12 protein-coding genes and 1 tRNA gene are annotated in these 14702 nt (G+C 62.1%); 2 read left to right on the forward strand and 11 right to left on the reverse strand.

Going from position 1 to position 14702, the window contains the following annotated elements; translation table 11 throughout:
- Positions 1 to 45: 45 nt before the first annotated feature.
- Complete coding sequence (gene rpoB / locus Y707_RS0103520) at positions 46 to 3567, reverse strand: DNA-directed RNA polymerase subunit beta (protein ID WP_026534061.1); 3522 nt, start codon at positions 3565 to 3567, stop codon at positions 46 to 48.
- A 440-nt stretch (positions 3568 to 4007) separates the two neighbouring features.
- Here rpoB and Y707_RS0103525 point away from each other — a divergent pair, with 440 nt between their 5' ends.
- Complete coding sequence (locus Y707_RS0103525) at positions 4008 to 5201, forward strand: acetyl-CoA C-acetyltransferase (protein WP_035780138.1); 1194 nt, start codon at positions 4008 to 4010, stop codon at positions 5199 to 5201.
- A gap of 293 nt (positions 5202 to 5494) precedes the next feature.
- On the opposite strand, the gene rplL is transcribed toward Y707_RS0103525, so the two are convergent.
- The 9 genes from rplL to Y707_RS0103570 form a co-directional block, all read right to left on the reverse strand.
- Positions 5495 to 5869 (reverse strand): 50S ribosomal protein L7/L12, encoded by a 375-nt coding sequence (gene rplL, locus Y707_RS0103530; RefSeq protein ID WP_026534063.1) that lies wholly within the window; start codon positions 5867 to 5869, stop codon positions 5495 to 5497.
- A gap of 93 nt (positions 5870 to 5962) precedes the next feature.
- Positions 5963 to 6592 carry a 50S ribosomal protein L10 gene (rplJ, locus tag Y707_RS0103535; protein WP_026534064.1) on the reverse strand — a complete coding sequence of 210 codons (630 nt, stop codon included), beginning with the start codon at positions 6590 to 6592 and terminating at the stop codon, positions 5963 to 5965.
- A gap of 348 nt (positions 6593 to 6940) precedes the next feature.
- Complete coding sequence (locus tag Y707_RS0103540) at positions 6941 to 8104, reverse strand: GNAT family N-acetyltransferase (protein ID WP_026534065.1); 1164 nt, start codon at positions 8102 to 8104, stop codon at positions 6941 to 6943.
- A 94-nt stretch (positions 8105 to 8198) separates the two neighbouring features.
- Positions 8199 to 9293: a GNAT family N-acetyltransferase gene (locus Y707_RS0103545; protein ID WP_026534066.1), complete on the reverse strand. Its 1095-nt coding sequence runs from the start codon at positions 9291 to 9293 to the stop codon at positions 8199 to 8201.
- A gap of 124 nt (positions 9294 to 9417) precedes the next feature.
- Positions 9418 to 10125 (reverse strand): 50S ribosomal protein L1, encoded by a 708-nt coding sequence (gene rplA / locus Y707_RS0103550; protein ID WP_026534067.1) that lies wholly within the window; start codon positions 10123 to 10125, stop codon positions 9418 to 9420.
- A 112-nt stretch (positions 10126 to 10237) separates the two neighbouring features.
- A complete protein-coding gene (rplK, locus tag Y707_RS0103555; protein ID WP_026534068.1) occupies positions 10238 to 10672 on the reverse strand; it encodes a 50S ribosomal protein L11 in 435 nt (144 codons plus the stop codon).
- A 129-nt stretch (positions 10673 to 10801) separates the two neighbouring features.
- A complete protein-coding gene (gene nusG / locus Y707_RS0103560) occupies positions 10802 to 11695 on the reverse strand; it encodes a transcription termination/antitermination protein NusG (RefSeq protein ID WP_026534069.1) in 894 nt (297 codons plus the stop codon).
- A gap of 145 nt (positions 11696 to 11840) precedes the next feature.
- Positions 11841 to 12128, reverse strand: coding sequence for a preprotein translocase subunit SecE (gene secE / locus Y707_RS0103565; protein ID WP_026534070.1), 288 nt, complete (start codon positions 12126 to 12128; stop codon positions 11841 to 11843).
- A 68-nt stretch (positions 12129 to 12196) separates the two neighbouring features.
- A tRNA-Trp gene (locus Y707_RS0103570) sits at positions 12197 to 12269 on the reverse strand.
- Between the two features lie 299 nt (positions 12270 to 12568).
- On the opposite strand from Y707_RS0103570, the gene Y707_RS0103575 reads away from it, so the two are divergent.
- Entirely contained in the window at positions 12569 to 13786 is a 1218-nt protein-coding gene (locus Y707_RS0103575) for a pyridoxal phosphate-dependent aminotransferase (protein WP_026534071.1), read from the forward strand.
- A 65-nt stretch (positions 13787 to 13851) separates the two neighbouring features.
- Here the strand turns inward: Y707_RS0103575 and Y707_RS0103580 are convergent, their stop codons facing one another.
- Positions 13852 to 14421, reverse strand: a complete 570-nt coding sequence (locus Y707_RS0103580) for a GNAT family N-acetyltransferase (protein ID WP_026534072.1) — start codon at positions 14419 to 14421, stop codon at positions 13852 to 13854.
- Between the last annotated feature and the right edge of the window lie 281 nt (positions 14422 to 14702).

Here is a 14702-nt window from a genome sequence, read left to right on the forward strand (position 1 = left end):
TCTTTGTCTCTAAATCTAAAGTCGTTTCGGGTTACGGAAAGAGGATCAGACCTCTTCGACGGAGCTGGGTTCGGCCCTGGACAGGTCGATACCGAGTTCCTCCGCGGCCCGGAAGACTTCTTCATCCGAGTCACGCATATCAAGCGAGTTGCCGTCCTGCGACAGCACCTCGACGTTCAGGCAAAGGGACTGCATTTCCTTGATCAGCACCTTGAAGGATTCAGGGATGCCGGGCTCGGGAATGTTCTCACCCTTGACGATGGCCTCGTAAACCTTCACGCGGCCGTGGATGTCATCGGACTTGATCGTCAGCAGTTCCTGCAGCGTGTAGGCGGAGCCGTACGCTTCCAGGGCCCAGACTTCCATCTCACCGAAGCGCTGGCCACCGAACTGTGCCTTACCACCAAGCGGCTGCTGGGTGATCATGGAGTACGGACCGGTGGAGCGGGCGTGGATCTTGTCATCGACCAAGTGGTGCAGCTTCAGGATGTACATGTAGCCGACCGAGATCGGGTCCGGGAACGGCTCGCCGGAGCGGCCGTCGTAGACCAGGGCCTTGCCGGAGGAACCGATCAGGCGGTTGCCGTCGCGGGTGACGTTGGTCGAATCCAGCAGTCCGGTGATTTCCTCTTCGCGGGCACCGTCGAAGACCGGGGTGGCGACGTTGGTCGGACCGGTTTCGCGCGGCATGTTCGGCAGCGCCTGGACCCAGTCCGGGTCTCCCTCGATCTTCCAGCCCTGCTTGGCGACCCAGCCGAGGTGTGTTTCCAGCACCTGGCCGACGTTCATACGTCCGGGAACACCCAGCGGGTTGAGCACGATGTCGACCGGGGTGCCGTCTTCCAGGAACGGCATGTCCTCGATCGGCAGAATCTTGGAGATGACGCCCTTGTTACCGTGGCGGCCGGCAAGCTTGTCACCGTCCGTGATCTTGCGCTTGTTGGCCACGTAGACGCGAACCAGCTGGTTCACGCCCGGGGGCAGCTCGTCGTCGTTGTCGCGGTCGAAGACGCGGACGCCGATGACGGTGCCGGACTCGCCGTGCGGAACCTTCAGGGACGTGTCGCGGACCTCGCGGGACTTCTCGCCGAAGATTGCACGCAGCAGGCGCTCTTCCGGAGTCAGTTCGGTTTCACCCTTCGGGGTGACCTTTCCGACCAGGATGTCGCCGGCCTCAACCTCCGCACCGATGTGGATGATGCCGCGCTCGTCCAGTCCTGCCAGGATCTCCTCGGAGACGTTCGGGATGTCCCGGGTGATCTCCTCGGCACCGAGCTTGGTGTCGCGGGCATCGATCTCGTGCTCTTCGATGTGGATCGAGGACAGTACGTCATCGGAGACAACGCGCTGCGAGAGGATGATGGCGTCCTCGAAGTTGTGGCCTTCCCAGGACATGAATGCCACGAGCAGGTTCTTACCGAGGGCAAGTTCTCCGTGGTCGGTCGAAGGACCGTCCGCGATGATGCCGCCAACCTCGAGGCGCTGGCCTTCGGTGACCAGCACGCGCTGGTTGTAGGCCGTGCCCTGGTTGGAACGGTTGAACTTGGCGATGCGGTAGTTGGTCTCCGTGCCGTCGTCGTTCAGCATCACAACGACATCAGCGGAAACTTCGGAGACGACGCCCGCCTTGGCGGCAATAACGACGTCGCCGGCGTCAACAGCTGCCGAGCGCTCCATGCCGGTGCCGACGTACGGCGCTTCCGACTGAATCAGCGGGACAGCCTGACGCTGCATGTTCGCACCCATCAAGGCGCGGTTGGCGTCGTCGTGCTCGAGGAACGGGATCAGGGCCGTCGCGACCGACACCATCTGGCGCGGGGAAACGTCCATGAACTCGACCTCGGCGGCCGGGATCAGCACCGGCTCGCCGCCACCGCCGCGCTGGCGCACCAGGACCATGTCCTCGGCGAAGCGCTCGTCGTCGGTCAGCGGGGCATTCGCCTGGGCAATAACGACGTCGATCTCGTCATCGGCGGTCAGGTAAACAACCTCGTCGGTCACCTGGCCATCGTGCACCTTGCGGTACGGGGTCTCGATGAAGCCGAACGCGTTGATGCGGCCGTAGGATGCCAGCGAACCGATCAGGCCGATGTTCGGGCCTTCAGGCGTTTCGATGGGGCACATACGTCCGTAGTGCGAGGGGTGGACGTCACGGACTTCCATGCCGGCGCGGTCACGGGACAGACCACCCGGGCCCAGCGCGGAAAGACGACGCTTGTGCGTCAGACCGGCCAGCGGGTTGTTCTGGTCCATGAACTGCGAGAGCTGGGAGGTTCCGAAGAACTCCTTGATCGCGGCCACGACGGGACGGATGTTGATCAGCGTCTGCGGGGTGATTGCCTCGACGTCCTGGGTGGTCATCCGCTCGCGGACAACACGCTCCATACGGGACAGACCGGTGCGGACCTGGTTCTCGATCAGCTCGCCGACCGCACGGATGCGGCGGTTTCCGAAGTGGTCGATGTCGTCGACCTCGACGCGGATCTCGTGGTCCTGGCCGTCGCGCTTGCCGGAAACGGTCTTGCCGCCGGCGTGCAGGGTGACGAGGAACTTGATCATCGCGACGATGTCCTCGGTGTTCAGCACGGACGAGTTCGGCTGGCCCAGCGGGATCTCGGTGCCAAGCTTGCGGTTGACCTTGTAGCGGCCGACCTTGGCCAGGTCGTATCGCTTCGGGTTGAAGTACAGGTTGTCCAGCAGGGACTGCGCTGCTTCAACTGTCGGCGGCTCGCCCGGACGGAGCTTGCGGTAGATGTCCAGCAGGGCATCTTCCTTGGTTTCGGTGGTGTCCTTCTCCATGGTGGCGCGGATGGAGTCGAACTCGCCGAACTCTTCCAGGATCATGGATTCGGTCCAGCCAAGCGCCTTGAGCAGCACCGTGACGGACTGCTTGCGCTTGCGGTCCAGACGGACACCGACCTGGTCGCGCTTGTCGATCTCCAGCTCGAACCATGCACCGCGGGACGGGATGATCTTGGCGGTGAAGATGTCCTTGTCGCTGGTCTTGTCGGCGGCGCGCTCGAAGTAGGCGCCCGGCGAACGGACCAGCTGGGAGACGACGACGCGCTCGGTGCCGTTAATGACGAACGTGCCCTTTTCGGTCATCAACGGGAAGTCGCCCATGAACACGGTCTGCTGCTTGATTTCGCCCGTGTTGTTGTTCATGAACTCCGCCTTGACGTAAAGCGGGGCGGCGTAGGTGGCGTCGCGGTCCTTGCACTCCTCCATGGTGTACTTGGGATCGGCGAATTCCGGCTCCGAGAAGCTCAGGGACATGGTGCCCTGGAAGTCCTCAATCGGAGAGATCTCTTCGAAGATGTCGGAGAGTCCGGAAGTGACAGGCAGGTCCTGACGACCCTCGGCAAGAGCTTGTTCAATCCGCTCCTGCCAGCGCTCATTGCCGACCAGCCAGTCAAAGCTGTCGGTTTGCAGGCCGAGCAGATTCGGTACATCCAGCGGTTCGTGAATCTTCGCGAATGAAAGCCGGCGTGACGCTCCGTCCGTTGCCAGAGAATTGTCAGCCGCGCTGTTAGCGGTTTCGTTATTTGGGGTGCTCGAGGCGACCAAGAGGGATCCTTCCACAGACCTTCAGGCGTGTCCGCGCTTCCCGACGATACTGGGGTAGTCTCGTTGCACTACCTTGCCGGATCCGCTATATGATCCGCCGCCAGCGGCGAGGCGCTGCGGAAAAGCCCATTCAGGCTGGTCCAACAACGTGCCGCGGCGAAGCCCACCGCTATATGAAGGCTTAAAGGGTTTAAGAGGGAAGACGCAAATATCTACTGTACGCCAGAAGGCGTCCAGAGTCCAGCGCTCGACGCATTACCTTTACCGGCCTGCGGGGCCGGGAACCGAGGTAGCGGAGCATTTCCTGCAGTAACTGTACATCAAGCTTCCAGCCAAACCTGTTAGATTCGATACAAAAGCTGTAACTGTGCGGTTGCGGCCCTTTTCCGGCACGCCCCCGCGGCACCGGGAACTCATATCGAAAGAGGGATCTGATCAACATGAGTGCCAACCCAAATGATGTGGTCATCCTGTCGGCGGCGCGTACCCCGCAGGGCCGCCTGAACGGGCAGCTGGCCAGCTTTACCGCCGTCGAACTCGGCGCCAAGGCCGTTGCCGCCGCACTGGAGAAGTCCGGCGTCGGCGCTGACAGGGTCGACGCCGTCATCATGGGCCAGGTGGTCCAGGCCGGTGCCGGTCAAAACCCGGCGCGGCAGACCGCCATCGCGGCCGGAATTGGCTGGAACGTTCCGACCGTGACCATCAACAAGGTGTGCCTCTCCGGCCTCGCCGCCGTGTCCGACGCCGCCCGGCTGATCCGCGCCGGTGACGCCACCGTCGTCGTCGCAGGTGGCCAGGAATCGATGTCCCGCGGACCGCACCTGCTGCCCGGGGTCCGGCAGGGCTGGACCTACGGCAACATGGCCGCCGTCGACTCGGTCGCACGCGACGGGCTGACGGATGCGTTCGACGACGAGTCAATGGGCGCTTCCACCGAACGCAAAAACGGCGTGCTCGGTATCGACCGCACGTCCCAGGATGAGGTGGCCGCAGCCTCTCACGAGCGCGCCGCCAAGGCGGCCAAAGACGGCGTGTTCGACGACGAGATCACCCCGGTCTCGGTGCCGCAGCGCAAGGGCGACCCGATTGTGGTCAAAACCGACGAGGGCATCCGCCCGGACACATCCGTCGAATCGTTGAGCAAACTTCGTCCGGCCTTCGACAAGGAAGGCAGCATCACTGCAGGCAACTCCTCCCCGCTCAGCGACGGCGCTGCTGCCCTGGTGCTGACGAGCCGCGCAAACGCCGAGGCACTCGGGCTCGACTACCTCGCCGTCGTAGGAGCTCCCGGGCAGGTGGCCGGACCGGATAACTCACTGCATTCACAGCCGTCGAACGCCATCAAGGCCGCACTGGAGAAAGCCGGCTGGAGCAAGGACGATCTGGACTTCATCGAGATCAACGAAGCTTTCGGGTCCGTCGCCGTGCAGTCCCTGAAGGACCTGGACATCAGCCTGGACAAGTGCAACCTGCACGGCGGAGCGATCGCGCTGGGCCATCCGATCGGTGCTTCCGGCGCCCGGCTGGCCGGACATGCTGCGCACGAACTGAGCCGCCGCGGCACCGGCAAGGCCGCCGTCTCGCTGTGCGGCGGCGGCGGGCAGGGCGAAGCGCTCCTCCTCTACCGCGACTGACCCAATTCATCCCCAACCACTACGGCCCCCACTACGCCGAGTCGCTGACTCACCCCAACCACTACGCCGAGTCAGCCCCTTACCCGCCAGTCAGGTAGCTGCAGTGGGCTGACTCACGGCCAAGGGGCTGACTGGGCGGCCGGAACCGCGGCCAAGGGGCTGACTCCCCAGGACAGTCGACACCCCTCGACATGCCGGAGCCGTCAATCGCTCCCCAGACGCAAAGAAGCCCGCGTGAATCATCACGCGGGCTTCTTGCTGCCACCGAACAGTGGCGGGTGTCTTGAGAAAGACTACTTCAGGGTCACCGTGGCGCCGGCGCCCTCGAGGGACTCCTTGGCCTTCTCGGCGGCGTCCTTGGAGGCGCCTTCCAGAACAGCCTTCGGTGCACCGTCGACCAGGTCCTTGGCTTCCTTGAGGCCGAGGGAGGTCAGCGAGCGCACCTCCTTGATGACCTGGATCTTCTTGTCGCCGGCAGCTTCGAGAATAACGTCGAATTCGGTCTGCTCTTCGGCTTCTTCAACAGCGGCGCCGCCGCCTGCAGCAGCAACCGGAGCAGCAGCGGTGACGTCGAAGGTCTCCTCGAACTGCTTGACGAACTCAGAGAGCTCGACGATGGTCAATTCCTTGAAAGCTTCGATGAGCTCGTCGTTGGTGAGCTTAGCCATGAGTGGCGCTCCTTTTCTTTGTGGTGGCCGCATATAACGGCCGGGATCGTCAGTCCTGCTCCCGTCGGAAGTCAGGGATGGTGCTGTGAGGAACTAGTCCTTCGTGGTCTCAGCATCCGCTTCGGGTGCGGCATCGGCGGCCGGGGCCTCCGTGCTTTCCGTCTCGGCGGGGACTTCGGCTGCGGGAGTCTCCTCGGCGGGAGCGTCCTCAGCGGCGGCGGGAGCCTCTGAAGCAGGGGCTCCTTCTTCGCGCTTGAGCCGCAGTGCTTCAACCGTGCGGACCAGCTGACCCATCGGGGCCTTCAGGACGCCCGCGACGCGTGCAAGCTGGTGCTCGCGCGACTCGAGGGCGGCCAGTGCGTTAACTCCGTCGGCGTCCATGGACTTGCCTTCGAAGTAACCGGTCTTGATAACGAGCTGTGGGTTGGCCTTCGCGAAGTCCGTCAAACCCTTGGCAGCCTTGACTGCGTCACCCTTGATGAAGGCAACCGCGGTGGGTCCGGCAAGCTGGCCGTCGAATGCATCGACACCGGCTTCCTTCGCCGCGAGTGCAGTCAGGGTGTTCTTCACGACCGAGTAACTTGTGTCCTCGCCCAGTGATCGACGCAGCTCCTGGAGCTGTGCAACGGTAAGCCCACGGTATTCGGTTAGGACTGCCGCGTTCGACGTACGGAAGTTTTCCGTAAGCTCTTCAACTGCGGACACCTTGATTGGCGTTGCCATAACCCTCCTTCCGGGAATAATGCCGGTCGTTTCGGGTCCGTACCCGCGATGCGGGTTGGCACAAAAAACGCCCCGCACAGATGTACGGGGCTTCGCCTCTACAGTGACGGCCATGTTGGACACGGCTGCACATTGGAGGAAATGCTTCGTTCACCTGCGCAGGCCGCCCCTGGTGCGGGGACTTTCGACCAGGTTTTATCCACTCAACTGAATGGGAACCTGATGACCGACGGTCTTTGGTTCTCCAAGCTTACGGGATCGCCGGTGAACACAACAAATCGCCTATGTCGCGGGGCCGGCTGCCTGGTATACCGTCGAGGCTCCGGTCGACCGCGCTACCGCCCGCCCTCAGGCGTCGAACTGCTTCCGCCACTCCCCCGTATAGCCCGCCGTGGTGAAACCGAGGGCATCATTGACCACGGCCATATAGTCTTTCTCGGCGGCGTTCCAAGCGTAGAGCCGCCGCGCCGCGGGCTGCTCGAGGGCGAGCCGTTCCAGATTGCAGACCCGGATCAGCATGCCGAGTTTCCGGCCGCGGTGTTCCTGCAGCACCAGAGTATCGTCCTGGAAAACGACGTCGTCACGGTGGCCCAGGATGCTGATGGCGGTGAATCCGACCAGCCGGCCGGTGGGGCGGTGCTCGACGGCGCACACCATGGTCTGCCGGCCGCTGCCACTGGCCAGTGTCTCCGCCTCGCGGACACGGGCGTCATCACCACGGGTGTCGTCGCCGCGGACATCATCACCACCGACGTCACTGATCCGTGCGTCCTCAGCCTGCCCGCCGCCATCGCCGGAACCGTACGCGCTGAATGACTCCTCGCCGCCCATCAGGTCCTCGAGAACGGCCATATCGTGGACCCACTCCGCGGGGCAGGTGTTCGTCCACGTATGGATAGCATAGTCCGGCCCGGAAACCTCCACCGCCTGCTGTTTCAACTGCTGCAGCAGAGCCGCATCGAGCGGCAGCGCACAGGAGCTGAACCGCTCGACCTGCTGCAGCTCGTAGCCGGTCCTCCGCGCGAAGGCCACTTCCCTGCTGGCCAACGGAAGGACGCCGTCGCCGTGGGCCGCTGCCACTACGCGTCCGTCAGTGTCTTCCAGCATCGCGCCCGGGTGATGCGTCTCGACCAGGACGGTCCGCCGCATCTCTCCACGGGCGAAGTGTTCGGCCGCATCCAACAGTTCCCGCCCGACGCCGCCACCCTGGTAACGGGGCAGAATCTCCAGCGAGACGATCGCCATTTCGGTATTTTCGGCCAACGGCATGGAGATACCGGCGCGGCCGACGATGTTTGGACCGATTTTGGCCAGCAGCACTACCAGCCGCTCGTACGGGTCGTTGAACGCCTCGAGGAACTCCTCCGGCGTGTAGGCGAGATCATCATTGCCCCACGTTTGCACGCGCACCTGCCGGGCCACATCCACAGCAGCGAGAAAGTCTGCTGCACCTTCCTCATCAAGTGAGTCCGGCACCCACAGTTGCTCGACCTGCACGGACAGCGTCTTCATTAAATCCCCACGTAAAATCAGCGTATCGCCGCATTGCTTGAGCGCGCGTCTATCCACTGTAATACCGATGTGGCGCAGAGCACGAAGCGCAGGCCTAGCGGATCTTCTTCTGCCAGGCTCCGACGTAGCCGGCCGGAACAAAGCCCAGGGCGATGTTGATGTCGAGCATGTGAGCGTTTTCGGCGGCATTCCAGGTGTAAAGGCGGCGGCTCTCCGGCCCGAGTTCCTGCAGCCGGAGCAGGTTGTGCGCCTTCAGCAGCATGCCCAGCCGGTGGCCGCGGTGTGAGTTCAGCACCAAAGTATCCTCCTGGTGGACGACCTCTGGCCGTTCCGGAAAAAACTCCACGATAGTGTGTCCGGCAAGCTGATTGGACGGGCGGTGCCGTACGGCAGCCACCAGGCTGTGTCCGGTCTGTTTGAGCAGCTTCTCCTCCGATTCCCGCACCCGCGCCTTATCCCATACTTCCGGCTTGCTCTCCAACTCCCCGAGCGGAATGTCGATGCTCATCAGCCGGCGCAGCTCCGCGTACTGATCGACGACGTCGTCCGGGCAGCGGTCCTGCCAGACCAGTAGTTCATAATCGCCGCCCGCAACCCGCTGCGTCTCCCGCTCGGCCGCCGCGACGGCATCCCGGTCAATCGGCAGGTACAGGACCCCGAACCACTCCACTTGCTCAAGCTCATAGCCAAGGCTCTGGCAGAAACGTACGACGCCGGAATCCTCCGGCAGTCTTCCGGGACCGCTGTGTGGCCGGACTCCCCCGGCGGCGTCGACGTCGAAATCCGCCACATGATCGCTCCACGCCATGAATACCCTGCGCGATGCCGTCTTCATGCATTCTTCGAGGGCAGCATAAAGCTCAGAACCGAGACTCTGGCGCTGATATTCGGGATGAACAATCACGTAAGGGTAGGCAACGTCCTCATTGTCCGTGAGGGGAAGTTCGACGTCGGCATGGCCCACCACCCGTCCGTCCACCTTCGCAACGAAACCTTGACGTCCGGTGTAGGGGCTCGGCTGGGCTGCGGCCAACCGGACCCCGGGACTCACCCAATGATCGTTGTTTCCCCAGCGCAACCCCTCCACCAGATTGCTCAGGTCGCCGGCGGCGATGAAATCCGTTGCGTCATCCGCCTCGAGGGAAGCGGGAACATGGAGGCGCTCAATCCGCCAGGGTGCCGTCGTCATGGCAGACAGTTTAACCCCGGCTTAAGCGCCAAAGGATCCGTGCAGCAATTGCTGCACGGACCCTTTGCTCAACGTCTCCGCCGGTCGATCGTTATGACCGCACCGGTGGGTTCGTCAGGAGTTGTTACGCGTCGGCCAGAACCTTGGTGATGTTCGGGTCGACAGGGATGCCGGGGCCGAACGTGGTGCTGACGGTTGCCTTCGAGAGGTAGCGACCCTTGGAAGCGGAAGGCTTCAGGCGGAGGACTTCCTCCAGGGCTGCCGCGTAGTTCTCGGACAGCTTGTCGGCGTCGAATGAAACCTTGCCAATGATGAAGTGCAGGTTCGAGTGCTTGTCAACGCGGAAGTCGATCTTTCCGCCCTTGATCTCCTCGACTGCCTTGGCAACATCCGGAGTCACCGTGCCCGTCTTCGGGTTTGGCATCAGGTTACGAGGACCGAGAACCTTACCGAGACGGCCGACCTTACCCATCATGTCCGGGGTGGCGACGGCGGCGTCGAAGTCCGTCCAACCGCCTTGGATCCGCTCGATCAGGTCATCGGAACCAACGAAGTCGGCGCCGGCGGCAACTGCCGCGTCTGCCTTGTCGCCGGTTGCGAAAACCAGTACGCGTGCGGTCTTACCCGTTCCGTTCGGAAGCATGACCGTTCCTCGGACCATTTGGTCCGCCTTGCGGGGATCAACACCCAGGCGGAAGGCAACCTCAATGGTCGCGTCCGTCTTGGAAGGGTTGGATTCCTTCGCGAGCGTGATCGCCTCTACGGGCGTGTACTGCTTGTCGGCCTGAATCTTGGCCTCAGCTGCCCTGTATGCTTTGCTGCGCTTTGCCATCTGCTTTTTCTCCTTGTGCAGTTGTGGTCTGCGGACCGCGCGCGGCCCTGCCACCCGCCGTCGTACTTCTTGAGCCGACGGCGTTTTAGGTTGATGTTTACCGTTTCAGGCTTTACTTGCCGTCGACGGTGATGCCCATGGAACGGGCGGTGCCTGCAACGATCTTGGCTGCCGCTTCCATGTTGTTGGCGTTGAGGTCTTCCATTTTCGTGGAGGCGATCTCCTCGACCTGGGCCCTGGAGAGGTTTGCGACCTTTACCGTGTGGGGAGTTGCCGAAGCCTTCTGGATGCCTGCAGCCTTCTTGATCAGCTCGGCAGCCGGCGGGGTCTTCGTAACGAAGGTGAATGAACGGTCTTCGTAGACCGTGATTTCCACCGGGATAACGTTTCCGCGCTGGGATTCCGTAGCGGCGTTGTACGCCTTGCAGAATTCCATGATGTTGACACCGTGCTGACCAAGGGCAGGACCAATCGGAGGGGCTGGGTTAGCAGCACCTGCGTTGATCTGCAGCTTGATGAGGCCGGTGACCTTCTTCTTGGGAGCCAATTTCGGGTCCTTCTGTCATTGTCTTCCTCGGGCACAGGAGCGTACCTGAGGTTCTTTGACCACCATGGCGAGGTGGTCGCCGCGCCGGCCGGACTAAGCGGGTCCGACTGACGCGAAGCATATTAAAAGCTAGATCTTGGCGACCTGGCCGAACGAGAGCGAGACCGGGGTTTCGCGCTCGAAGATCGAGACCAGGACGACCAGAGTCTGGGACTCCGGCTTGATCTCGGAAATGGTGGCCGGCAACGTCTCGAACGGGCCTTCCTTTACGATGACCGATTCGCCGACTTCGTAGTCGACGGTGATCGGTGCGGCAGGAGCCTTCGTTGCTGAGCCGGAAGCGTCGGGTGCAGTCTCGAACACCGGAGCCAGCATCGAGAACACCTCGTCCAGGCGCAGCGGAACCGGGTTGTGCGCGTTGCCGACGAAGCCGGTTACGCCCGGCGTGTGCCGGACCGCGCCCCAGGACTCGTCCGTGAGGTACATACGGACCAGCACGTAACCCGGGATACGAACCCGGTTCACGATCTTGCGCTGGGCGTTCTTGACCTCAACGACCTCTTCCATCGGAACCTGAATTTCGAAGATTTCCTCTTCCATATTCAGCGACTGGATGCGGTTTTCCAGGTTGGTCTTAACCCGGTTCTCGTAGCCGGCGTAGGAGTGGATGACGTACCAGTCACCCTCCTGGCGGCGGAGTTTCGCCTTGAACTCCTCGGCAGGGTCGACCTCGTCCTCGGCCTCTTCGGCTTCCGGAGTTTCGCCGTCCGGAGTTTCGCCTTCCGGAGTTTCGCCTTCCGGAGTTTCGCCATCAGCCGCTTCGGCTTCCGGAGTTTCGCCGTCGGGAGTTTCGTCGTCCGGCGTCACCTCAACAGGAGCGTCAACGTCGGCGGTTTCCTCAGCAGGAGCGTCAACGTCCGCTGCGTCAACGGAAGCATCACCGGCAATAGCGGAATCCTCAGCGGATCCGGCATCGTCAGTCTGCGTTTGAGCGTCGGCGAACTCCACGTCTGAATCAGTCACCTGATCTTCGTTTTCGAGATTCCGGCTCTCTTTATCGAGCTCTTGCTCGGACACTTAGCTTCCTGCTTTCCTAAATGGGAATTTAAATGACTCAAAGCCACCGGCGCCATGCATCCCGCAGGATTGCCGGCGCGCGGCGACTTCGCTACTGCTCCGCGGGTTGGCCTGAGAATACCCAGATGGCGGCATTACCAAAGGCAAAGTCGAGAATGGTAACGATAATCATCATGATGATCACAAACACCAGAACCACCAGCGTGTAGTTGATCAACTCTTTACGAGTCGGAGTCACTACCTTCTTTAGCTCGGCAATAACCTGCCGGATAAACAAGATGATGCGCCCGATAAACCCCCGTTTCCGGGAGTCGTTACCACCGGACGGGCGGCCCTTGGAGCTGCTGGCAGCTGTTTCGGTCACCTGTGCCTCACTCATCTATCGCTGTCGTGACAGTGTCACCTGCCATGGATGTGGAATTGCTGACTTGTGTATACAGTCATGCGCAGGGCAGACAGGACTCGAACCTGCAACCTGCGGTTTTGGAGACCGCTGCGCTACCAATTGCGCCACTACCCTTCGAACGGTGATATCACCGGCCCGTCCTTTAACTGTAACCGCCAATCCGGTGTGGATTGGTGCAACTGTTCAAGGGCACGGGCCATCATGGTGATATCAACACCGAAGATATAGTCTACGCATTTGTCTCCGCTACGTCGAACCCACGCAGCTCAGCACCGGCGGTATCAGGGGAACAAGACGGGCACCGTCGCCGGGAGAAGTAAAAAACTGCCTGCGGCGACTGAAAAGCATAGAGTGGTCTGCATAAGCCCACCTCCTTAACCGCGACCTTGACCGCGACGACGAACGGGAAGCCCATGCCTGCAGACGCCCCTAAAGCCCGCACCAACCGCGTATCCCACCGGGTCGGCGCCATCGCCGAGTCCGCGACCCTCGCCGTGGATGCCAAGGCCAAGGCGTTGAAGGCAGCCGGACGGCCGGTCATCGGCTTCGGCGCCGGTGAACCGGATTTCCCAACACCGGACTATATCGTCGAGGAGGCCGCCAAGGCCGTCTTCGATCCGAAGAACCACCGCTACTCCCCCGCCGGCGGCCTTCCGGAACTCAAGACTGCTATCGTCGAAAAAACCATGCGTGATTCGGGCTATGAGATCGAACCGGCCCAAGTGATCGTGACCAACGGCGGCAAGCAGGCCGTGTTCGAGTCGTTCGCGACCCTGCTCGATCCGGGCGATGAGGTCCTCGTTCCGACCCCGTTCTGGACCACCTATCCCGAGGCCATCCGCCTCGCCGGCGGCGTACCCGTCGAGGTTTTCGCCGGCCCCGAACAGGGTTACCTGGTCACAACCGACCAGCTCGAAGCCGCGATGACGGAGCGCACCAAGGTCCTGCTCTTCGTCTCCCCCTCCAACCCCACGGGCGCCGTGTACAGCGAGGAAGAGACCCGCCGGATCGGTCAGTGGGCGGCGGCGAAGGGCCTGTGGGTGGTCAGCGATGAGATCTATGAACACTTAACGTACGACGGCGTCCCGTTCACCTCGATCGCGACGGCGGCACCTGAACTCGGCGACCGGATGGTGATTGTGAACGGCGTCGCCAAGACCTACGCGATGACTGGCTGGCGGGTCGGCTGGATGATCGGGCCGAAGGACGTGATCAAGGGTGCGACGAACCTGCAGTCGCACCTGACCTCCAATGTCTCCAACGTTTCCCAGCGCGCTGCATTAGCCGCTGTGGCTGGACCGCTGACCGCTGTGGAGGACATGAAGAAGGCGTTCGACCGCCGTCGTAAGGCGATGGTGGAGGGTCTGAATGCAATCGACGGCATCGAATGCCCGACCCCGCACGGTGCCTTCTACGCGTATGCCGATGTGCGGAATCTGCTTGGCAGGGAAATCGCCGGCGTCACGCCCTCCACCTCGGCCGAACTGGCGACCCTGATTCTGGAGCAGGCTGAAGTTGCGGTGGTTCCCGGCGAAGCCTTTGGACCCAGCGGATACATCCGGTTGTCCTACGCCCTTGGCGACGACGACCTCGCCGAAGGTGTCAGGCGGCTGCAGGACTTCCTCCGCTGAACGGTTAGCTGGCGCGTTGCCGGCGTACGGGCTCTTCTTGACGACATACGGCCCACTATGTAGCCCTATGACGTTTCCCAAGATTCCCGGATGGCAGCGTACAGCAACATATCCCGCCGCAAACCGCCGATTTCCTGGTGGCTGCGAAGCAACCCCTCACGCAGATATCCCGCACGTTCAGCAACTCGAATGGACGCGGTGTTCCATGGCTCAATGTACAACTCGACCCGGTAGAGCTGTGGAATGGTCCAGGCGAATTCCGTAAGTGCTGTCAACGCTGCTGCAGCGATCCTTTTTCCACGCTCCCGTGGTGCAAGACTGTATCCCGCCGTGGCCCGCCCTTCGCTGAGCTCCGCTACCCACAGGCCGATCCCGCCGAGAGCCCGATCCGTGACAAGGTCTGCGACGGCGGATGAAAAGCCGAACCCGTCCACGTGGCGTTGTCGCTGCCGCTGCACCCAGTCCAGTACTTCATCCATAGTCGCGTGAGATGGCAGAGTCCCGATGGTCGGAACGTATGGATCCTTAGCGAGATCCAGTGCCATGGAAACATCATGGTCTTCGAACTTACGAAGCCGCACGGAGCCATACACTGGCGCATTTGTTGGCCAAGGTGGAATCTCGCCGGCGCCCATAATCCAAGTCTTACATGCGAATTCAGCTCAAACTCCAAAACGCTGCTCCCCACTCGCATCATGACCGGCAGTCCACGACCGCGGCTGGGAGGCCCATTTCCGGACTTGATTGCATTGCAATCACCCCGAGGCGGATTCTAGGGGTCGTTGCAACGCCGGTGGTTAGTTGGTTGTCAGTAAATCACGAAGTCGTTCGGCAGGGGTATCCCAGCCCAGCGTCTTGCGGGGTCTGCTGTTGAGTTCCTGGGCGACGTGTTCGAGGTCTTCTGGCCCGTAGGCGT

Origin of the sequence: Arthrobacter sp. H14, from assembly GCF_000520495.1 — a bacterium.
GTDB lineage: Bacteria > Actinomycetota > Actinomycetes > Actinomycetales > Micrococcaceae > Arthrobacter_C.

Bases quoted from the DNA above. Each gene is read 5' to 3' on its own strand.
- rplA (WP_026534067.1), bottom strand. From the start codon at position 10,125: ATGGCAAAGCGCAGCAAAGCATACAGGGCAGCTGAGGCCAAGATTCAG.
- Y707_RS0103525 (WP_035780138.1), top strand. From the start codon at position 4,008: ATGAGTGCCAACCCAAATGATGTGGTCATCCTGTCGGCGGCGCGTACC.
- Y707_RS0103575 (WP_026534071.1), top strand. From the start codon at position 12,569: ATGCCTGCAGACGCCCCTAAAGCCCGCACCAACCGCGTATCCCACCGG.
- Y707_RS0103580 (WP_026534072.1), bottom strand. From the start codon at position 14,421: ATGGGCGCCGGCGAGATTCCACCTTGGCCAACAAATGCGCCAGTGTAT.
- secE (WP_026534070.1), bottom strand. From the start codon at position 12,128: ATGAGTGAGGCACAGGTGACCGAAACAGCTGCCAGCAGCTCCAAGGGC.
- rplJ (WP_026534064.1), bottom strand. From the start codon at position 6,592: ATGGCAACGCCAATCAAGGTGTCCGCAGTTGAAGAGCTTACGGAAAAC.
- Y707_RS0103540 (WP_026534065.1), bottom strand. From the start codon at position 8,104: ATGAAGACGCTGTCCGTGCAGGTCGAGCAACTGTGGGTGCCGGACTCA.
- Y707_RS0103545 (WP_026534066.1), bottom strand. From the start codon at position 9,293: ATGACGACGGCACCCTGGCGGATTGAGCGCCTCCATGTTCCCGCTTCC.
- rplL (WP_026534063.1), bottom strand. From the start codon at position 5,869: ATGGCTAAGCTCACCAACGACGAGCTCATCGAAGCTTTCAAGGAATTG.